Source organism: Delftia sp. DS1230 (assembly GCF_040112715.1).
Classification (GTDB): Bacteria; Pseudomonadota; Gammaproteobacteria; order Burkholderiales; family Burkholderiaceae_C; genus Comamonas; species Comamonas tsuruhatensis.
Genome location: NZ_CP157763.1, coordinates 631,679 through 652,505, shown reverse-complemented (window position 1 = coordinate 652,505; position 20,827 = coordinate 631,679). Strand labels below are relative to the sequence as shown.

Below are 20,827 nucleotides of genomic sequence, written 5' to 3'. Positions count from 1 at the left end.
TTCCAGGAGCCACTCCCATGATCTATGGCGCAGGCAGCGTCGCCAGCACGGCCGACCTCAACAGCAAGAACACCACGAGCAATTCGAACACCGACCCCGCAGCAGCGCAGGACCGCTTCCTGAAGCTGCTGGTCGCGCAGTTGAACAACCAGGATCCCATGAATCCCATGGACAACGCGCAGATGACCTCGCAGATGGCGCAGATCAACACCGTCACCGGCATCCAGCAGTTGAACAAGACCATGGAAAGCATGGCCGGCCAGTTCACGGCCATGCAGGTGCTGCAGGGCACGCAGATGATCGGCCGCACCGTGCTGACCGAGGGCAACACCCTGGGCGTGGGCAAGGAAAAGTCCTATACGGCGGCCTTCGACCTCGAAGGCCCGGCCGCCGATGTCAAGGTGCAGATCACCACGGCCGGCGGCGAGCTGGTGGACACCGTCGAGCTGGGCAGCGGCACCGCGGGCCGCAACTACTTCACCTGGGACGGCAGCAAGTACACGGGCGATGCCAGCCAGCTGCGCTACACGGTGCAGGCCACGAATGCCGACAAGGCCGTGGCCTCGACCACGCTGTCGCCCCACGCGGTGCTTGCCACGGGCACCACCGACGGCAAGCTGACGCTGGAGCTGGACGACGGCACCAACGTCGCCTACACCTCCGTCAAGGCCGTGTACTGAACACCGCACCAAACACCCCAAACCATCGCAGGAGCACACCATGGGATTCCAACAAGGCCTCTCGGGTCTGAACGCCGCCAGCAAGAACCTGGACGTGATCGGCCACAACATCGCCAACGCCAACACCACGGGCTTCAAGTCCTCGCGCGCCGAGTTCGCCGAGGCCGTGGCCAGCGCCGTCGGCTCGGCCAGCGGCCAGAACAGCGGCATCGGCGTCAATGTGGCCGCCGTGACCCAGCAGTTCCGCCAGGGTCCGATCACCACCACGGGCAACAACCTGGACGTGGCCATCAACGGCAACGGCTTCTTCGTCGTGCGCCAGCCCGACGGCAGCACGGCCTATACGCGCGCCGGCAACTTCGGCCTGGACAAGCAGGGCAACCTCAAGACCGTGCAGGGCGACAACGTCATGGGCTACCCCGTGGACGCCACCACGGGAAAGGTGCTGGCCGGCGGCCAGCCCGTGCCCATGGTCTTCCCCTCGGGCCAGCCGATCGCGGCCAAGACCACGACCAAGATCGACGTGAATCTCAACCTCGATGCCCGTGCCACCGTGGCTGCAGGCGATGCCACCAAAACGCCACCGATCCCGGCCACTCCTCGCGCCACCTATGGCACATCGGTCAATGTCTATGACAGCCAAGGCGTGGCCACACCTGTGCAGATGTACTTCGAGAAGGACGCGACCGCCAATACCTGGAAGGTCTATGACGGCCTTGATGACCCTACGGCAAACCCGCCCAAGACAGCGACCTTGCTGGCAACACTGACCTTTGACGCTGCAGGCAAGCTCAAGACAGTCGCTCCCAGCCCTGCGGTTGCCTCCATCCAGACCAACAATCCCAATTCGCCAACCCCGGGCTCCGTCAGTGTGACGCTGGACTTTTCCAATGTCTCCCAGTTCGGCACCAAGTTCGCGGTCAGCAGCCTCAAGCAGGACGGCTATACCGCTGGCGCGCTCACCGGCATCAACGTCGGCAACGATGGCTCCATCGTGGCCACCTACTCCAACGGTGTGACGCGCACCGAAGGCCAACTCGCCCTGGCCGCCTTCACCAATACCCAGGGACTGGGTGCCGTGGGCGACAACAAGTGGGTGGAGACCGCCGATTCGGGCCCGGCGCTGAACGGCACGGCCGAGTCGGGCACCTTCGGCTCGCTGCGTTCGGGCGCGCTGGAGGACTCCAACGTGGACCTGACCGCCGAGCTGGTGAACATGATGACCGCGCAGCGCGCCTACCAGGCCAATGCCCAGACCATCAAGACCCAGGACCAGGTCTTCTCGACCCTGGTGAACCTGCGCTGATAGCCAAGAACTGAGTCAGGAGAGCCGGCATGGACCGCATCATCTACACCTCCATGACGGGCGCCAACGCAGCGGCGCAGCGTCAGTCCGTGCTGGCCCACAACCTGGCCAATGCCGGCACCAATGGCTTTCGGGCCGAAATGTCCACCTTCCGCTCCGTGCCCCTGCAGGGCAGCGGCGCGGGCACGCGCGTGTTCGCGCTGGAAGCAACCTCCGGCTACGTGGACACGCCCGGCCCCACCCAGCGCACGGGCCGCGCACTGGACGCCATGGCCATGGGCCGCGCCTGGTTCGCCGTCCAGGGCCTGGACGGCCAGGAAGCCTACACACGCAATGGCGTGTTCGAGGTTTCCCCCGAGGGCCAGCTGGTCAACAGCAACGGCCAGGCCGTGCTGTCGGACGGCGGCGGCCCCATCGACATTCCGCCCGAGTCCACGATTTCCCTGGGCTCCGACGGCACGCTGACCGCCAAGACCGGCAACCAGCTGCCCGTGGCCGTGGGCCGCGTCAAGCTGGCCACGCCGGCCGAGGACGCTGCGCTGGTGCGCGGCAACGACGGCCTGTTCCGCACGGGCAACGGCGAGCCGCTGCCCAACGACGAGAACGCCCGCCTGCTGTCGGGCGCCATCGAAGGCTCGAACGTGAATTCGGTGGAGACCATGGTCGGCATGATTGCCGCCGCCCGCCAGTTCGAGACCCAGATGCGCCTGCTGCAGACCGCAGAAACCAATGACAAGACGGCCAGCCAACTCTTGAGCATGAACGGCTGAAAGCACTGAAAAGGAAAACGCCATGATCAATTCGCTGTTCATCTCCAAGACCGGCATGGAAGCCCAGCAGACCCAGCTGGATGTGATCTCCCACAACCTGGCCAACGTCTCGACCACGGGCTACAAGCGCGCCAGCGCGGTGTTCGAGGATCTGATCTACCAGAACCTGCGCCAGTCGGGCGCCCAGACCACCGAGCAGAACCAGCTGCCCACGGGCCTGCACCTGGGCCTGGGCGTGCGCACGGTGGCCACCTCGCGCAATTTCCTGCAGGGCGCCCTGCAGCAGTCCAACAATGCGCTGGACGTGGCCATCGACGGCAACGGCTTCTTCCAGGTCAACATGCCCGACGGCACCACGGCCTATACCCGCGACGGCTCCTTCCAGGTCGATGCCCAGGGCCAGTTGGTGACTGCCAGCGGCATGCCCATCGCCAACGGCGTCACCATTCCCCAGGGCGCGACCAAGGTGTCTATCAGCCCCGAGGGCGTGGTCAGCGTGACCATGGCCGGCCAGGCCGCGCCCCAGCAGGTGGGCAACATCGCGATGAGCCAGTTCATCAATCCGGCCGGCCTGGAGCCGCGCGGCCAGAACCTGTTCACGGAAACCGCTTCCTCGGGCCAGCCCCAGCAGGGCCAGCCCGGTGTCAACGGCATGGGCATGATCAAGCAGGGCTACCTGGAAGGCTCGAACGTGAACGTGGTGCAGGAGCTGGTGACCATGATCCAGACCCAGCGCGCCTATGAAATGAATTCCAAGGCCATCCAGACGTCGGACCAGATGCTGGCCAAGCTGGCGCAGTTGTAATTGATCTCTCCCCCTGAGCGGCTTCGCCGCTTCCCCCTCTCTACTCGCTTCGCGAGGGAGGGGGACGACGCCCTCGCTGCGGGGCGGCCCTTGCTCGGCGTCCCTGACCTGGGCCGCGCCGGTCTCCGGGGTCGCGCCACATGCCTATGGCTCGCCAGGTTCATGCGAAGCATGGATCACTGAAACACCGGGAACATCGCCATGACCCAACGAACCTTCTCCCTTTCCGCGACGGGCACGTGCCTGGCGCTGGCGGCAGTCCTGTCGGGCTGCACGACGCTCAATGACCCGCCGCCGGTGGACATGCCGTCCACGGCGCCGCCGGTGCTGCCGCAGCCCGCCCCGGTGGCGGGCAGCCCCACGGGCAGCCTGTTCAACGCGGCCAGCTACCGGCCCGGCTTCGAGAACCGGCGTGCGCGCCTGGTGGGGGACCTGGTGACGGTGCAGATCGTGGAGCGTGTGACGGCCAGCCAGAAGTCGGATTCGGGCCTCAAGCGGTCCAACAAGACCACGGCCGGGATTTCGGCGCTGCCGCTGTTTTCGGGCAATGCGCTGGCCAATCTCAAGGACCGCTCCAACATCGGCTTCAACAACAACAACGACTACACGGGCTCGGGCTCGACGTCCAGCGACAACACGTTCACGGGCGCCATCAGCACGACGGTGGTCGATGTGCTGCCCAACGGCCATCTGGTGATCGCCGGAGAAAAGCAGATCGGCGTGAACCACAACGTGGATGTGCTGCGCTTCACGGGCACGGTGGACCCGCGCACCATGCAGCCCGGCAGCCTGGTCGCATCGACCCAGGTGGCCAACGTGCGCGTGGAATCGCGCAGCCGCGGGCAGGCCGGGGAAGCGCAGTCAATTGGCTGGTTGTCCCGGTTCTTTTTGAACGTTATGCCGTTCTGATTCTCCGGAGAATGGACAGCATGAAAGTACTGTCCATGCTCCTGACATTGCGCCAAGCGCAGCGCCCCTTCTGGGTTGCAGCCGCCCTCGGCGCCAGCATGCTGACCCTGCCGGCGCATGCAACACGCATCAAGGAGGTCGCTGCCATCCAGGGCGTGCGCAGCAACCAGTTGACCGGCTACGGCCTGGTGGTCGGCCTCGACGGCACGGGCGACCAGACCACCCAGATGCCCTACACCAAGCAGGCCCTGGCCAACTACCTGGAGCAGATGGGCATCTCGCTGCCCGCCACAGGCAACGCGGGCCAGCTGCAGCTCAAGAACGTGGCGGCCGTGATCGTCACCGCCGAGCTGCCGGCCTTTGCCCAGCCAGGCCAGACCATCGACGTGGTCGTCTCCTCCGTGGGCAATGCCAAGTCGCTCAAGGGCGGCACCCTGGTGACCACGCCGCTGCGCGGTGCCGACGGCGAGATCTACGCGCTGGCCCAGGGCAACCTCGTGGTCGGCGGCGCCGGCGCCTCGGCCGGCGGCTCCAAGGTACAGATCAACCACCTGAGCGCGGGCCGCGTGCCGCAGGGCGCCCAGGTCGAACGCGCCGTTCCCACCCCGATCAACGAAGGCGACAGCATCACGCTGGGCCTGAACGCCACCGACTTCCAGACCGCCGACAAGGTGGTGCGCGCCATCAACCAGCGCATGGGCCAGGGCGTGGCGCAGGCGCTGGATGGGCGCACCGTGCGCGTATCCGCGCCCCAGGACCCGGGATCGCGCGTGCGCATGATTGCCGAGATCCAGGAGATGCCGATCGAGACCTCCAAGCCCTCGGCCAAGGTCGTGATCAACGCACGCACAGGCTCCATCGTGCTCAACCAGGCCGTGACCCTGGGCCCCTGCGCCATCGCCCACGGCAACCTGGCCATCACCATCAGCACCACGCCGGTGATCAGCCAGCCCGGCGCCTTCTCGCAGGGCCAGACCGTGGTGGCCCAGAAGTCCGACATCCAGATCAAGCAGGAGCCCGGCAACATCATCAACATGCCCGGCTCCCCGCAGCTCACCGACGTGGTGCGCGCACTCAACACGCTGGGCGCCACGCCCCAGGACCTGCTGGCCATCCTGCAGGCCATCAAGGCCGCAGGCGCTCTCAACGCCGAACTGGAGGTGATATGAGCATCGCACTTCCCAATGGATCGCAGACTGCGGCCAGCAATGCGCTGGCGGCCGACGCCCGGTCCCTCAACGCACTCAAGTTCGCGGCCGGCGAGAACAGCCCGCAGGCCGCGAAGGAAACCGCCAAACAGCTGGAATCGCTGTTCATGCGCGAGATGATCAAGAGCATGCGCGAGGCGACCATGAAGTCCGGCCTGCTCGACAGCGCACAGGGCAACCTCAGCACCGACATGCTGGACCAGCAGCTGTCGGTGGCCATGTCGGGCCAGCCCGGCGGACTGTCGGATGCCATCACGCGCCAGCTGGCCCGCACCATGGGCTCGGAAGCCGCCGAGGATGCCGAGATCTCCGTGCCCTCCACGCTGAGCATGAGCCGCATCGCCTGGCGCAGCACGGCCACCAATGCCAATGGCGCCGCCGGCGGCACCGCTGCCATCGGCGCCTGGAGCGGCAGCCGCAGCAGCGCGGCCCAGTCCGTCAACGCCTACGCACCCGCGCCCAAGGGCCGCGACAACTTCGTGGCCCACCATGGCGACGCTGCGGCGCGCGTGGCGCAGGAAAGCGGCATTCCGGCCGCCTTCATGCTGGGCCAGGCCGGCCACGAGACCGGCTGGGGCAAGAGCGAGATCAAGAACGCCGATGGCAGCAATGCCCACAACCTCTTCGGCATCAAGGCCGGCAAGGGCTGGACGGGCAAGGTCGCCGAGGTCACGACCACCGAATACATCGACGGCGTGGCGCGCAAGGTCACAGCCAAGTTCCGCGCCTACGGCTCCTACGAGGAGTCCTTCCGCGACTATGCGCGGCTGATCACCAGCAATCCGCGCTACGAGAAAGCCATGGGCAAGACCGACTCGGCCCTGGCCTATGCGACCGAGCTGCAGAAAGCCGGCTACGCCACCGATCCCGAATACGCCAGCAAGCTCAGCCGCGCCATCCAGAGCGCCGTGCAGAGCGCGGCACGCGCACAAGCCTAAACCGAGAACACGCCATGAGCCTTTTGAACGTCGGATCCCGCGCCCTGATGGCGAATCAGATCGCCCTGCAGACCACCGGCCACAACATCGCCAACGTCAACACGGCCGGCTACTCGCGCCAGAGCGTGGCCTTCCAGACCTCGCCGGGCCAGAACATGGGCAGCGGCTACATCGGCAATGGCGTGGATGTGAACACCATCCTGCGCAACTTCAACGAGTTGCTGAACCGCCAGGCGGCCACGGCCAGCGCCGTGTCGGCGGCCGATTCGGCGCGCGCCACCTCGCTGGCGCAGATGCAGGAAGTGTTCAGCGGCGGCAAGACCGGCCTGGGCGCGGCCATCACGGACATGATGAATTCGTTCGCCGACATCGTCGGTGCACCCACGGATCCGACGGCGCGCAGCGTGGTGCTGACCCGCATGAACGAACTGGCGGCCCGCTTTCGCTCGTCCTCTGCACAGTTGGAGGAGCTGGACTACAACACACGCCAGCAGATGGGCAATGACGTGACCGTGGTCAACAGCCTTGCCAGCCAGATCGCAACGCTCAACGGGCAGATCAGCCAGTCCATTGCCACAGGCCATGCACCCAACGATCTGCTGGATCAGCGTGACCAGTTGGTGCGCGACATGAACCAGTACGTCCAGACCACTCAGATTCCGGCTGATGACGGTTCCATCAGCCTGTTCGTGGGTGGAAGCCAGCCGCTGGTACTGGGCCAGAATGCGGCCAAGCTAGAAGTCAGGGAATCGTCCCAATACCCCGGCAGTGGCCAGATGACCTTGTACTTCAAGCAATCCGGCGGGACGGATGTGGAGCTCTCGCCTGGAATGCTCGGAGGCGGTGAAATCGCCGGCCTGCTCCAATTCCAGGGTAGTGATCTCTCGGAAGGCCGCAACCTGCTCGGGCGCATGGCAGCCGCCCTGGGCGCAGCCATGAATACCCAGCACCAAAGCGGCCTGACACAGGATGGCACGCGCGGCACAGCATTGTTCACGGTACCCACGGCCATAGCGGGCCGCACGACGATCTCTGGCATCACCGCACAGGTGCAGTTCGTCGACCAAACCTCCACCAGCAATCCCAAGGCTGCGCTGGACTACACGGCCTATGCCGCGTCCGACTACAAAGTGGTGTTCAAGACCGGGGGGGCCCTCTCCCTGGTCCGGCTGTCGGACAACAAGACCACGGAGTTCGCCAACGTCACCGACCTTGCAAACACCACGGTGGATGGACTGCGCTTCGAGATATCCGCGCCAGGCGCGGCCAACCAGAGCGTGCTGTTCCAGCCTTTTTCTGCCGCCGCTCACGACTTCAAGGCGCTTGTATCGTCTGCCCGGGATCTGGCAATTGCCAATCCCATCACCGCCGGCATGGCTGAAGGCAACAAGGGCAATCTGCAGATGACTTCGCTGAAAATGCTGTCGCCCACTTCAGCACTGCCTCCAACTCCTTCTGGAGTGCAGTTGAGCTTTCAGGTGGATGCGACAACCGGTGCCGTCACTTACAGCTTCACGGGCGCGGCATCGGGCAACGGTGTCGCACATCCCTATGTATCGGGCGAGCCCATCACGGTCGACGGCTGGTCCGTTACCCTTACAGGAACCCCTCACCATGGAGATTCCCTGCGCGTGGGCAATGCACTGGATCCGCAATATGGCGACAGCTATCTGCGAAACGCGGGCAACGGATCGGCTTTCCTGGACCTGCGCGACAAGCAGGTATTCGACAAGAGTACTTCACTCAGCGATGGATTCTCCAGCGCGATCGCGCAGGTAGGCGCGCGCACCCAGAGCGCCACTTACGCAGCCAAGCTCTCCGGGACCATCGCCTCCAACCTCGAGGCAGACCGTACGGCGGTGTCAGGCGTGAACCTCGATGAAGAGGCGGCCAAGCTGCTGCAGTATCAGCAGTCCTATCAGGCCTCGGCCAAGATGCTGCAAGTGGCGCAGGGCATTTTCGACAGTGTGCTTCAGGCCGTGGGCCGCTAATTTCGCGAGGAGATCCAACATGAGCAACATCGCACGCATTGGCACGGCCAACATGTACGACAACACGGTGCGCAACCTCACATCGCGCCAGAGCAACCTCGTGGAACTGATGGAGAAGACCACTGCCGGCAAACGCGTGCTGCGCGCCAGCGATGACCCCGTGGCAGCGGCCCAGGCCGAGCGCGCTCAGACCCGGCTGACGCGCACCGCAACAGACCAGCGTTCGCTGGATGCGCAGCGCAACATCATGACCAATGCCGAGTCGACGCTCGGCGAGGCTCACTCCGCCATGCAGGAGCTTCGGGACTTGCTAGTGAACGCGGGCAACGGTTCATTCGATCAGCAATCTCGCGACACTCTGTTGGCCAGAATGACCAGCCTTCGTGAGCAATTGGTGGCCTACGCCAATCGCAAAGACACCAATGGCCTGCCACTGTTCCGAGGCCTGGACAGCGCCGACCAGCCAATTCAGGGATACAACTTCGTGGGCCAGCCCGGCCAGGCAGGCAGCAACGACAGCGGCATTGCCAACTCCATCGACGGCGCTGCCGCATGGATGAACGTTCCCACAGGAAACGGCGTCTACCAGGTCAGCCTGGACACGGCCGGTGGCGGAAAATTCTGGACCGATGTGGGCACCATCACCGATCCTGCCGCCGCCGCAGCAGCGACACGCCCCATCACCGTGAAATTTTCCACTGATGCCAGCGGCAACCTGCAATACAGTGCCGACAACGGAGCCACCTTCAGCCCCTTCAAATCGGGTGATGCCATCGAGATCCAGGGCATGCGTGTCACTGTTTCTGGAACACCCAAGGCGGGCGACGGCTTCGTGCTGCAGGACAGCACGCGCTCCGATGTATTCAGCGTGGTCGACCGTGTGATTGATGCTGTGCGCAATGGAGCCAACGCCGACGGCAGCGCCAAGCCAGAACTCACCCAGGCCATTGGCCGAGGCCTGACCGAGATCGATTCCAGTATGAGCCGCCTGCACTCGGCACGCAGCCTGGCCGGTGACTTGCTCAACCGTGCCGACCGCATTGAAGATGGCCTGCTGGACCGTGAAGTTCAACTCGAGGCAGACCGCTCACGCGCCGAAGACATAGATATGATCAAGGCCCTCTCGGAAGTGGACATGCAGAAGGTAGGACTGCAGGCGGCCTTGCAGTCCTACGCCTCGATCCAGAAACTGTCACTGTTCAACTTCATCAACTGATAACCGCCCGCGCATGCATCCATGGTCCAGTCCGTCCTGAGCTCTCTGACCCTCGGCTATAGGCCGCTCTGGAACCAGGCCCGCCGTCTGGCGGGCGTGCAGCTTTATCTTCACGAGGAGCCCGGCGTCCAGGCCGACGTGGCCCACCTGCTGCGCATACTGCGCGAGACCTGGGGCACGCAGTCGCCGCCGGTGCTGCTGTCGCCCCAATCCCGCCAGGTGCTGTGCGACCTGCTGGAGAACGCCTCCAAGGGAAGCCCCTGGATCGAGGTACGCGGCGACTGGCTGCAGGACTCCGCCATCTATGACCTGGTGCGCCAGGCCCATGCGCGCGGCCTGATGCTGGTCTGGCGCGGCCCGCTGTCCGACGTGCCCGATGCCCAGGCCGCCCACTGGTTTGCCAGCAGCCTGCTGCACCTGCCGCCCGAAGGCGCCTCGGGCATGCCCAACCAGACCGTTCTGGCGCTGCAGCAGGCCGCGCAGGCCGCCGAAGCGCCGACCAAGCTCCAGGCCCTCAAGCAGGCCGCCAGGCCCGCCCCCACCCTGCCCCCCCTGCAGCTGCTGGGCGGCCAGATGTATGAAGGGCTGGAAAGCCTGGCCCTGGCCGATCTGTGCCTGGACAGCTTCCATGCGGGCGCCATCGCCGGCTGGCCCGTGGCCGATGCATTGCATGCCCAGCGCCATCACCCCGCCCTGCCCAGCCGCGACACCGTGCTTGCGCTGATGCGTGCCGTTGATGCCGAGCAATCGCTGGAAGCCTTCGAGCAGATCCTGGGCGAGGACCCCATCCTGGCCTATCGCTTCATGCTCTACACCAACTCCGCGGCCCTGGGCCTGCGGGGCAATGTGGACTCGCTGCGCCGCGGCCTGGTGATGCTGGGCTACGGCACGCTGCAGCGCTGGCTGTCGGACCAGCTGCCCCACGCCTGCACCGAGCCCAGCCTGATACCCGTGCGCACCGCCATCCGGTTGCGCGCCAGCCTGACCGAACGCCTGATCGAAGCCGGCATCAGCCACGACCTGCAGCGCGAGGTCTATCTGCTGGGCCTGTTCTCGCAGCTGGACCAATTGCTGGGAGAGCCCCTGCCCACCGTGCTGCGCCGCGTACCGCTGTCCGAACGCGTCTTCGACGCGGCCGTGACGCGCACCGGCCCCTACGCGCCGGCCCTGATGATGGCCATTGCGCTGGAATCCGACGATCCCGCACCGATTCGCCAGCTGCGCGAAGACAACGACTTCGAGATCGAGGACGTCAACCGCAACCTGCTGCGCATGCTCAGCGAACTGCAGGTGCAGCCCGCGCCGGCGGCCTGATCGATATACGGCGACCCGCAGCGGCCGAACCTGCGGCCTGATCTGCGGCCGCTGCCATCCGCAGATTCCACCCATGAAAAAACCGCCTGGATCTCAGGCGGTTTTTTCATGTCCGGCAGGAAGCTGCAGATGCAGCTGCCGCCGTCAGGCCATGGCTCAATGCATGGCGTGGGGCTGACCGTCGAACATGTGCTCGAACTGTGCCAGCCAGGGCTCGGCCAGCGTGCGGATCTGGGCATCGTTGCGCAGGATGCGCTGCATGATGCGGGCCTTCTCCTTGCGTTGCTCAGGCGCCAGCGGCTCGTCATGGGCCTTGATGCGCAGTTGCTCGATCAAGACTGCGCAAGTGCCTTCGTAACGCGCTACTCCCTCCCAGTCTTTGTTCTGGGCCGCCTGCAGCATCTTGGCGCTGCTGTCTTCTATGGCGCGATAGAAATCGATCAATGTGTGCTCCATAAACGCATGGCGTTACTGTGCAGCCGCTTCCGGCGAAGTGGCAATGGCCTGCCAGCCCTGGGCAACCGGCTCGACCAAGGCCACGACCTCCTGCACGGCCTCCGCATCGTTGCGCACGTTGGCATGGGTGAGACGCTGGATGCAATAGTCGTACAGGGCGCCCAGGTTCATCGCCAACTCACCGCCTTGCTCACGATTGAGACCGCCTTTGAGACCCTCTTCCAGAATCCGGATGGCACGCCCCAGCTGGGTGCCCTTGGCCTCGACCTCTCCGCGCAGAATCGAACCCCGCGCTGCATTGAGGTTTTGCAACAGGCCCTCGAACAGCATCTGGATGAGTCGGTGGGGTGAAGCACTCTCCACGCCAGACTGCGCACCGACCTGCCGGTAGGCGCTCGCGGCACGGGAAAAAGCAGGGGTATACATAGGGGACATCCTTATCAACGGCTTGCCTTGTATATCGACAGCCGGTCTCCAATATCAAATGTTTTTTTAGGAGGAGCTCTTGTTCCAGCTGGCAACCTGCTGAGTCATGTAGGTGCTCAGCGCGGAGATGGATGCCATCTGCTTGTCCAGCGCCGTGTACTGACGCGTCATCCGTGCCTCCAGAGTGGCAGCGTTCTGGTTGACCTTTTTCTGTTCATCCAGGTTTGCTGTCGATCTCTTTTTCAGCGAGTCGCTCTTGCTGTTGAGTGTGCCGTCGTAGGACAGCAGCTCGTCAGTGAATTTCTTGAAATTCACAGCGATGCCACCGCCCGTGCCGTCGCTGGAGGATTTGGCGGCGAAAAGCGATTTGATGGCATCAGGCGACTCCAGAGCCTTGTCCAACTTGGTCGTATCGGTAATCTTCAGCGCACCACCTTGCTGCATCTGAATGCCCACCTGAGCCAGTCGGGTGAACGCGCCAGACGCGTTGGAGGCCGTTCCTGTCGTCAGAGAGCGCAAGGCGTTCTGCAGGTTCACCGTCGACGAGTCAGCCTGGAGCACGCCCTCGCTTTCGTTGTCGGGATTGGTCGAGGCCGTGACCTTGCCATCCACGGATCGCATGCTCTTGGTGGAACTGGACAGCAATTCGTTGACCGCGTTGTAGGCATCAATGAATTCCTGCAGATTCTTCTTGATCGCTTCCTTGTCGCTGGCGATCGAGACGCGCGCATCCTTGCCTGCCGTAGTGATTTCGTTCACAGAAATCTTCAGCCCGGGCAGTATGTTGTCGAAGTTGTCGGTCTCAGACACCTGTTCCACCCCATTGATGGTGATCTTGGCGTTCTGGGCCGACTGTCCGGGTGGTATGGTGAAATTCAGTCCCGTCGTCGTAAAAGCGGATTTCTCACCGGTCTCTTTGGACGTCAGCATCAGGCGCTCATTGCCGGAGGCATCGCGCATCACCGCAGCCTTTACGCCGGCACCCTTGTCGTTGATTTTCGCAGCCAGCGTCGTCAAAGTATCGCTGGCCGTATAGTCGATTCCCCAGGATTTCGTGCCTTGGGCGATGGTCAATGTTCCCGCCGTTCCCAGCTTGGAGTCAACCACACGTGCGTCACTTACGGACGTCTGAGCGCGCGACAGCTGGCCCACGCCGATATCGTAAACCGAGGGGCTGGTGATGCCTGTCACCGTCATGGATACAGCCGTGTTGCTGGACTTCACGGTCATTGCGTTCCAGCCGCTGTCACGTGTCAGCTTGGCAGCAGCATCGGCCAGTGTGCTGGTCAGCGACTTGATCTTGGAATAGGTCGATATCTGGGCATCGATGGTCTTGGCCTTGGTCTGCAGGCCATCCAACGGCTTCTTCGCAAGATCAACCATCTGGGAGATGATTTCCGTGACCTTCAGGCCGCTGCCGATACCAATAGAGGAAATAGCCATTTCATGCTCCTTGACGGCACAGGACGGACAAGCCCATGCCAATGAATACCGCCGATTCTGAACGAAGGCTGGAACGTCAAAAGCCCGAAAAGCGGCACGAGACCTTGCCAGCATGCGCTTTGTGCTGGGCACGGTCTCCGGGACCCATGCCTGCTTGACGGCAGGATCAGCGAAAACTTGAGCGCTTTTTCGTATCTCGCCCGCAAAAGGAAAAAAGGCAGCCATGCGCGAGCAGGGCTGCCATCAAAAAGCAAACTCATCCAAGCTTGCCAGCGCTGGCCCTCATCGAGACGGCGCCAGCAAGCTCCTCCATCAACGCAGCAGGCTCAGCACCTGCTGGGGCAGCTGGTTGGCCTGGGCCACCATCGCCGTACCAGCCTGCTGCAGGATCTGCGTACGGCTCAGGTTCGCCGTTTCCTTGGCAAAGTCGGCATCCGTGATCCGGCTGCGCGCTGCGGAAATGTTTTCGTTCTGGATGTCGATGTTCTCCACAGCCTTCTCGAAGCGGGTCTGCAGTGCGCCCAGGTCGCCGCGCGCCGTGTTCACCTTGTCGATGGCGTTGTCGATACGCTGCATGGCTTCCCACGCGCCGGCCTGGGTGGAGATGTCCACCTTGTCGATGCCCTTGCCCTCAGTGGTCGAAATGGCAGTGAACGTAGCTGTAGCGCCAGTGATGGTCAAAGCGACACCGGTTGCGGTTCCATCGGTGTCAGCCTGTGCGCGGAAATCAATGGTACTGCCATCTTCATTCAGGTAGGCCACCACGCCGGTATCAGCGGTCTTGGCATTGATCGCGTTAATGACCTTGCCGACAGTCTCCTTGTCCGTGGAGTTCGCATCAACGGCAACAGCCGTGAACGTGGTGACCGTACCCAGCTTGCCCGTAATGGAAACTTGGACATCCGCAGTAGTGGCGGAAATAGCTGTGGACGAAGCCGTGCCCGTCGCGTAAGAAGAGTTGCCCAGGCTGTCGACCTTCACGTTGCCCAACGAGCCCACGCTGATGTTGTCGCCAGAGTTCGCACCCACCTGGAACACGCCACCCGTGAAGCTGCCTTCCAGCAGCTTCTGGCCATTGAACGTGGTGGTCTTGGCCACACGGTCCACCTCATCACGCAGTTGAGACAGCTCCGACTGCAGCGCCTCACGGTCGCTCTTGCTGTTCGTCGCGTTGGACGACTGCACCGCCAGCTCGCGCATGCGCTGCAGCATGTCGCCGACCTTGCCCAGCGCGCCTTCAGCCGTCTGTGCCAGCGAGATGCCATCGTTGGCATTGCGCGAGGCCACGGCCAAGCCGCGCACCTGGGTGCTCATGCGCTCGGAGATGGCCAGGCCGGCTGCATCGTCCTTGGCACTGTTGACACGCAGGCCCGAAGACAGGCGCTGCATGGAGGTAGCCAGCGAACTGCCAGACAGACCCAGGTTGCGTTGTGCGTTGATGGACACAACATTGGTGTTAATGGTCATAGCCATAGTGGTATTCCCCTTCTTCAAATGCTCGTTTCTTTGGCATCCGGCCGGCCGATCTTTTCTGCATCCGCCTTCCCGGCACCCGTTTCCAGGCAGTTCCGGCTACCCGTTCTTGCAAGAAGAACGCCGCTATGGCCAAGCCTCGCATGCGTTCTTCAAGTTCCGGACCCGGACGGCAGCGAGCCACCGCCGTCCAGGCCTTGTTCTTACTTCAGCAGGCTCAGCACTTGCTGAGGCAGCTGGTTGGCCTGGGCTACCATGGCCGTGCCAGCCTGCTGCAGGATCTGCGTGCGGCTCAGGTTCGCCGTTTCCTTGGCGAAGTCGGCGTCCACGATGCGGCCGCGTGCCGCAGAGATGTTCTCGTTCATGGAGTCGATGTTCTCGATCGACTTCTCGAAGCGGGTCTGGATGGCACCCAGGTCGGCGCGTGCGGAGTTGACCTTGTCCAGCGCGTTGTCGATGCGCTGCATGGCTTCCCAAGCACCGGCTTGCGTGGAGATGTCCACCTTGTCGATGCCCTTGCCTTCAGCGGCGGTCGTTGCCGTAATCGCGCCCACCGTGGCGCCAGTGATGGTGACAGCCACGCCGGAGGCATCGCCAGCGGCATCCGCTTCGGCACGGAATTGAATGGTGTTGCCGTCATCGCTGAGGAAGGCCGTCACGCCGGTGTCGGCCGTCTTGGCATTGATGGCGGCGATCACCTTGCCCACGGTTTCTTTGTCCGTGGAGTTGGCATCGGTGGCCACCGCGGTGAAGGTACTGCTGCCAAGCTTTCCGGTCACGGTGACCGAGACATCGGCTGCAGTCGCTGAAATGCCAGCGATGGCGGCCGTGCCGGAGGCGTATGAGGAATTCCCCAGGTCGGCCACCTTCATGTTGGCCAGCGCGCCCACCGTGATGTTGTCGCCCGCATTCGCACCCACCTGGAACACGCCCCCGGAGAAGCTGCCCTCCAGCAGTTTCTGGCCATTGAACGTGGTGGTCTTGGCCACACGGTCCACTTCGTCACGCAGCTGCACCAGCTCGGACTGCAGCGCTTCACGATCGCTCTTGCTGTTGGTGGCGTTGGAGGCCTGAACAGACAGCTCGCGCATGCGCTGCAGCATGTCGCCCACCTTGCCCAGTGCGCCTTCGGCCGTCTGCGCCAGAGAAATCCCGTCATTGGCATTGCGCGAGGCCACCGCCAGACCACGCACCTGAGTGCTCATACGCTCGGAGATGGCCAGGCCGGCTGCATCGTCCTTGGCGCTGTTGACTCGCAGGCCCGAGGACAGGCGCTGCATGGACGTGGCCAGCGAGCTGCCGGACAGGCCCAGGTTGCGCTGCGCGTTGATCGAGACGACGTTGGTGTTGATGGTCATTGCCATGATCGGGTCCTTTGGAACTGACGGTAAGGATGAAGAATTTGCTTGGTTTGCCGGGGCTTGCGGCCGTGTCTATGTGCACTGCTGCCAGCTTTGTCGCCTGCAGGCCTGCTCCGTACAAATGTGTTATCGGGCCATGGCGATAGTTCTTTAGCGCTTTCTTGCATCGACACCTCTTCGTGCAGGAATCGCCACGCACGGCGAATGACAGTGCGATCTGAAATAAAAAAGGCAGCCATGCGCGAGCAGGGCTGCCATCAAAAAGCAAACTCATCCAAGCTTGCCAGCGCTGGCCCTCATCGAGACGGCGCCAGCAAGCTCCTCCATCAACGCAGCAGGCTCAGCACCTGCTGGGGCAGCTGGTTGGCCTGGGCCACCATCGCCGTACCAGCCTGCTGCAGGATCTGCGTACGGCTCAGGTTCGCCGTTTCCTTGGCAAAGTCGGCATCCGTGATCCGGCTGCGCGCTGCGGAAATGTTTTCGTTCTGGATGTCGATGTTCTCCACAGCCTTCTCGAAGCGGGTCTGCAGTGCGCCCAGGTCGCCGCGCGCCGTGTTCACCTTGTCGATGGCGTTGTCGATACGCTGCATGGCTTCCCACGCGCCAGACTGGGTGGAGATGTCCACCTTGTCGATGCCCTTGCCCTCAGCGGTTGTGATGGCCGTCAGACTCGTTGCAGCCGCCGTGCCGACTGCCACCGATGCGGTCGTGCCCGTCGTGCCCGTCGGCGCTGCCGTGGCGCGCAGCTCAATCGTCGTGCCGTCTTCGCTGAGGAAGGCCGTCACGCCGGTATCAGCGGTCTTGGCGTTGATGGCTTCGATGGTGCGACCGGTCACCTCGGTCTGCGTCGCATTGGCGTCTTGCTCGATCGTGGCCACGGCAGAGGCGGTGGCACCTTGGATCGTGAGACTCACCGAGGCGGACGTCACCGACGCCTGCGTCACGGCGGAACTGCTGATCGAGCCCACGCTGTACGAGGAGTTGCCCAGGCTGTCGACCTTCACGTTGCCCAACGAGCCCACGCTGATGTTGTCGCCAGAGTTCGCACCCACCTGGAACACGCCACCCGTGAAGCTGCCTTCCAGCAGCTTCTGGCCATTGAACGTGGTGGTCTTGGCCACACGGTCCACCTCATCACGCAGTTGAGACAGCTCCGACTGCAGCGCCTCACGGTCGCTCTTGCTGTTCGTCGCGTTGGACGACTGCACCGCCAGCTCGCGCATGCGCTGCAGCATGTCGCCGACCTTGCCCAGCGCGCCTTCAGCCGTCTGTGCCAGCGAGATGCCATCGTTGGCATTGCGCGAGGCCACGGCCAAGCCGCGCACCTGGGTGCTCATGCGCTCGGAGATGGCCAGGCCGGCTGCATCGTCCTTGGCACTGTTGACACGCAGGCCCGAAGACAGGCGCTGCATGGAGGTAGCCAGCGAACTGCCAGACAGACCCAGGTTGCGTTGTGCGTTGATGGACACAACATTGGTGTTAATGGTCATAGCCATAGTGGTATTCCCCTTCTTCAAATGCTCGTTTCTTTGGCATCCGGCCGGCCGATCTTTTCTGCATCCGCCTTCCCGGCACCCGTTTCCAGGCAGTTCCGGCTACCCGTTCTTGCAAGAAGAACGCCGCTATGGCCAAGCCTCGCATGCGTTCTTCAAGTTCCGGACCCGGACGGCAGCGAGCCACCGCCGTCCAGGCCTTGTTCTTACTTCAGCAGGCTCAGCACTTGCTGAGGCAGCTGGTTGGCCTGGGCTACCATGGCCGTGCCAGCCTGCTGCAGGATCTGCGTGCGGCTCAGGTTCGCCGTTTCCTTGGCGAAGTCGGCGTCCACGATGCGGCCGCGTGCCGCAGAGATGTTCTCGTTCATGGAGTCGATGTTCTCGATCGACTTCTCGAAGCGGGTCTGGATGGCACCCAGGTCGGCGCGTGCGGAGTTGACCTTGTCCAGCGCGTTGTCGATGCGCTGCATGGCTTCCCAAGCACCGGCTTGCGTGGAGATGTCCACCTTGTCGATGCCCTTGCCGGCAGCTGTCGTGATGGCCGTCAGATTCGTCGCCGCAGCCGCGCCGACCGTGATGGATGCTGTGGTGCCTGTAGTGCCCGTCGGAGCGGCAGTAGCGCGCAGATCGATCGTCGTGCCGTCCTCGCTGAGGAAGGCCGTCACGCCGGTGTCAGCGGTCTTGGCATTGATGGCGGCAATGGTGCGGCCCGTCAGCTCCGTCTGCGTTGCGTTGGGATCGGCCTCAATCGTGGCCACGGCCGAAGCGGTAGCTCCCTGGATGGTGATACTCACCGAAGCCGAAGTAACAGCTGCGGGCGTCACGGAAGTGCCGCTGATCGAACCCGTGCTGTAGGCAGAGTTGCCCAGGTCGGCCACCTTCATGTTGGCCAGCGCGCCCACCGTGATGTTGTCGCCCGCATTCGCACCCACCTGGAACACGCCCCCGGAGAAGCTGCCCTCCAGCAGTTTCTGGCCATTGAACGTGGTGGTCTTGGCCACACGGTCCACTTCGTCACGCAGCTGCACCAGCTCGGACTGCAGCGCTTCACGATCGCTCTTGCTGTTGGTGGCGTTGGAGGCCTGAACAGACAGCTCGCGCATGCGCTGCAGCATGTCGCCCACCTTGCCCAGTGCGCCTTCGGCCGTCTGCGCCAGAGAAATCCCGTCATTGGCATTGCGCGAGGCCACCGCCAGACCACGCACCTGAGTGCTCATACGCTCGGAGATGGCCAGGCCGGCTGCATCGTCCTTGGCGCTGTTGACTCGCAGGCCCGAGGACAGGCGCTGCATGGACGTGGCCAGCGAGCTGCCGGACAGGCCCAGGTTGCGCTGCGCGTTGATCGAGACGACGTTGGTGTTGATGGTCATTGCCATGATCGGGTCCTTTGGAACTGACGGTAAGGATGAAGAATTTGCTTGGTTTGCCGGGGCTTGCGGCCGTGTCTATGTGCACTGCTGCCAGCTTTGTCGCCTGCAGGCCTGCCCCGTACAAAGCTGTTATCGGGCCGCGTCAGGAGTTCTTTAGGGCTTTTGTGGGCCTTGCTTGTGTTGGCAAGGGCAGGCATGGGCCGAACGGGGCTTCGGCACACGCCGGAAGCCCGGGAATAAGGGGCAAAACGCACGCTTATCTGCGATATGAGCGAAGGCCCCTCATTGAAAAATAGCCCATCGCTAGCGTTGCCTGTCGCTCATCCGTGCTCATGGTTTCTGTAGCGATGCGATGCAACCTGCCTTTTCTGAAGGAAAAACAGCAATGGCCGCCACTATCAATACGAATCTTGCTTCGATCAACGCACAGCGCAACCTGGCCCTCTCGGGCAGTTCGCTGAATACCACCATGCAGCGCCTGTCTTCGGGCCTGCGTGTCAACAGCGCCAAGGACGATGCAGCCGGCCTGGCCATCTCGGAGCGCATGAATACGCAGGTACGAGGCCTGACCGTGGCCGCACGCAATGCCAACGACGGCATCTCGCTGGCGCAGACGGCCGAAGGCGCACTGGGCAAGGTGGGCGACATGCTGCAGCGCATGCGTGAATTGGCTGTGCAAGCCTCGAACGCCACCAACAGCAAAAGCGACCGTGAGGCATTGCAGGCTGAAGTCAGCCAGCTGTCCGCGGAAATCGACCGAGTGGCCAAGCAGACAAACTTCAACGGTCGAAAAATTCTGGACGGTAGCTTTGCCGGTGCGGTATTCCAGGTCGGGGCCAACTCTGGCGACAACGTGACACTGGGCGCCTTGGCAGACACACGCTCTTCCCAACTGTCGTCGGTGTCGTTCGCCTCCTCTTCTGCTGCGGCAGTCAGTACCACCAACACCACGGCCAACACCACGCTTTCGGACTATGACGACGCGATTGCCGCTGGCACTCTATCCGTCACCGTAGGCACGACACCCAACGCCACCGTGGTGCCGCTGGAGCAAATCGACTCTGCCAGCAACCGCCAGGAACGCCTGGGCCAGATCGTGACGGCCATCAACAACAAGTCTGCCGACACTGGCGTCACGGCCTATCTGACCAAGATAGATGGCACCGAAAACTACAAAGTGGAAATCATGTCCGGCAAGCTCGACGCCAATGGTCAACCCGTGGCAGTGGAGTTTGGGGGCTTTACTACGGAGCTGACGGGCGCGTCTACGGTCGACCTCAGCATCGCCGGCGGTACGGCTACCTCTTCCATCCTCGATGACAAGGGCATTGAAGACATCGACGTGACGACACAGGCAGGCGCCTGGGTCGCGCTCAAAAAGATCGACAGCGCTGTAGATCAGGTCAATAGCGCACGCGCCACCCTTGGCGCCATGCAGACGCGGTTTGAAAACGCGGTCAACAACATCGACATCCAGGTGGAAAACCTGTCTGCCGCCCGGGGCCGCATTGTGGATGCCGACTTTGCCAAGGAAACGGCGAACCTGAGCCGTACGCAGATCCTGCAGCAGGCGGGTACGGCCATGGTGGCGCAGGCCAACCAGCTGCCCCAGAACGTTCTGAAGCTTCTGCAGGGCTGATCTCAAGCAAGAGGCGGATCCGTAGTGCC

Annotated in this window: 18 protein-coding genes; 11 read left to right on the top strand and 7 right to left on the bottom strand. The window is 63.3% G+C overall.

All coding sequences use genetic code 11. The annotated features are described in order from the left end of the window. Window positions 1–17 precede the first annotated feature (17 nt). From AAN986_RS02945 to AAN986_RS02900, 10 genes are all read left to right on the top strand, one after another. A complete protein-coding gene (locus AAN986_RS02945; RefSeq protein ID WP_016449313.1) occupies window positions 18–680 on the top strand; it encodes a flagellar hook capping FlgD N-terminal domain-containing protein in 663 nt (220 codons plus the stop codon). 40 nt (window positions 681–720) lie between these two features. After that, window positions 721–1,986, top strand: a complete 1,266-nt coding sequence (gene flgE / locus AAN986_RS02940; RefSeq protein ID WP_016449312.1) for a flagellar hook protein FlgE — start codon at window positions 721–723, stop codon at window positions 1,984–1,986. A 29-nt stretch (window positions 1,987–2,015) separates the two neighbouring features. After that, entirely contained in the window at window positions 2,016–2,756 is a 741-nt protein-coding gene (locus AAN986_RS02935; RefSeq protein ID WP_016449311.1) for a flagellar basal body rod protein FlgF, read from the top strand. Between the two features lie 22 nt (window positions 2,757–2,778). Then, the gene (gene flgG, locus AAN986_RS02930; RefSeq protein ID WP_012202560.1) at window positions 2,779–3,561 is read left to right on the top strand and encodes a flagellar basal-body rod protein FlgG; all 783 of its coding nucleotides are present in this window, start codon (window positions 2,779–2,781) and stop codon (window positions 3,559–3,561) included. Between the two features lie 201 nt (window positions 3,562–3,762). Beyond that, window positions 3,763–4,470 (top strand): flagellar basal body L-ring protein FlgH, encoded by a 708-nt coding sequence (locus tag AAN986_RS02925; RefSeq protein WP_012202559.1) that lies wholly within the window; start codon window positions 3,763–3,765, stop codon window positions 4,468–4,470. A gap of 20 nt (window positions 4,471–4,490) precedes the next feature. After that, the gene (locus tag AAN986_RS02920; protein ID WP_016449310.1) at window positions 4,491–5,639 is read left to right on the top strand and encodes a flagellar basal body P-ring protein FlgI; all 1,149 of its coding nucleotides are present in this window, start codon (window positions 4,491–4,493) and stop codon (window positions 5,637–5,639) included. After that, window positions 5,636–6,616, top strand: a complete 981-nt coding sequence (flgJ, locus tag AAN986_RS02915; protein ID WP_016449309.1) for a flagellar assembly peptidoglycan hydrolase FlgJ — start codon at window positions 5,636–5,638, stop codon at window positions 6,614–6,616. Before AAN986_RS02920 ends, flgJ begins: the two co-directional genes overlap by 4 nt. A 14-nt stretch (window positions 6,617–6,630) precedes the next feature. Further along, window positions 6,631–8,607 (top strand): flagellar hook-associated protein FlgK, encoded by a 1,977-nt coding sequence (gene flgK / locus AAN986_RS02910; RefSeq protein ID WP_047219522.1) that lies wholly within the window; start codon window positions 6,631–6,633, stop codon window positions 8,605–8,607. Window positions 8,608–8,626: 19 nt separating this feature from the next. Next, a complete protein-coding gene (flgL, locus tag AAN986_RS02905) occupies window positions 8,627–9,823 on the top strand; it encodes a flagellar hook-associated protein FlgL (RefSeq protein ID WP_047219521.1) in 1,197 nt (398 codons plus the stop codon). 21 nt (window positions 9,824–9,844) lie between these two features. After that, window positions 9,845–11,137 carry an HDOD domain-containing protein gene (locus AAN986_RS02900; protein ID WP_016449306.1) on the top strand — a complete coding sequence of 431 codons (1,293 nt, stop codon included), beginning with the start codon at window positions 9,845–9,847 and terminating at the stop codon, window positions 11,135–11,137. Window positions 11,138–11,293: 156 nt separating this feature from the next. Here the strand turns inward: AAN986_RS02900 and AAN986_RS02895 are convergent, their stop codons facing one another. The 7 genes from AAN986_RS02895 to AAN986_RS02865 all read right to left on the bottom strand — a co-directional run bounded on the left by AAN986_RS02895 (window position 11,294) and on the right by AAN986_RS02865 (window position 19,165). After that, window positions 11,294–11,593: a flagellar protein FliT gene (locus tag AAN986_RS02895; protein ID WP_047219520.1), complete on the bottom strand. Its 300-nt coding sequence runs from the start codon at window positions 11,591–11,593 to the stop codon at window positions 11,294–11,296. A gap of 12 nt (window positions 11,594–11,605) precedes the next feature. Further along, complete coding sequence (gene fliS, locus AAN986_RS02890) at window positions 11,606–12,019, bottom strand: flagellar export chaperone FliS (protein WP_047219519.1); 414 nt, start codon at window positions 12,017–12,019, stop codon at window positions 11,606–11,608. Window positions 12,020–12,085: 66 nt separating this feature from the next. After that, the gene (gene fliD / locus AAN986_RS02885; protein WP_047219518.1) at window positions 12,086–13,462 is read right to left on the bottom strand and encodes a flagellar filament capping protein FliD; all 1,377 of its coding nucleotides are present in this window, start codon (window positions 13,460–13,462) and stop codon (window positions 12,086–12,088) included. Between the two features lie 312 nt (window positions 13,463–13,774). Further along, on the bottom strand, window positions 13,775–14,935 hold the full coding sequence (locus tag AAN986_RS02880; RefSeq protein WP_349335724.1) for a flagellin: 1,161 nt from the start codon (window positions 14,933–14,935) through the stop codon (window positions 13,775–13,777). Between the two features lie 203 nt (window positions 14,936–15,138). Next, on the bottom strand, window positions 15,139–16,299 hold the full coding sequence (locus AAN986_RS02875; RefSeq protein WP_349335568.1) for a flagellin: 1,161 nt from the start codon (window positions 16,297–16,299) through the stop codon (window positions 15,139–15,141). A 323-nt stretch (window positions 16,300–16,622) separates the two neighbouring features. Continuing rightward, window positions 16,623–17,792: a flagellin gene (locus AAN986_RS02870; protein WP_349335567.1), complete on the bottom strand. Its 1,170-nt coding sequence runs from the start codon at window positions 17,790–17,792 to the stop codon at window positions 16,623–16,625. A gap of 203 nt (window positions 17,793–17,995) precedes the next feature. Beyond that, window positions 17,996–19,165, bottom strand: coding sequence for a flagellin (locus tag AAN986_RS02865; RefSeq protein WP_349335566.1), 1,170 nt, complete (start codon window positions 19,163–19,165; stop codon window positions 17,996–17,998). A 379-nt stretch (window positions 19,166–19,544) separates the two neighbouring features. Here AAN986_RS02865 and AAN986_RS02860 point away from each other — a divergent pair, with 379 nt between their 5' ends. Continuing rightward, a complete protein-coding gene (locus AAN986_RS02860) occupies window positions 19,545–20,798 on the top strand; it encodes a flagellin (RefSeq protein WP_047219434.1) in 1,254 nt (417 codons plus the stop codon). Window positions 20,799–20,827 lie beyond the last annotated feature (29 nt).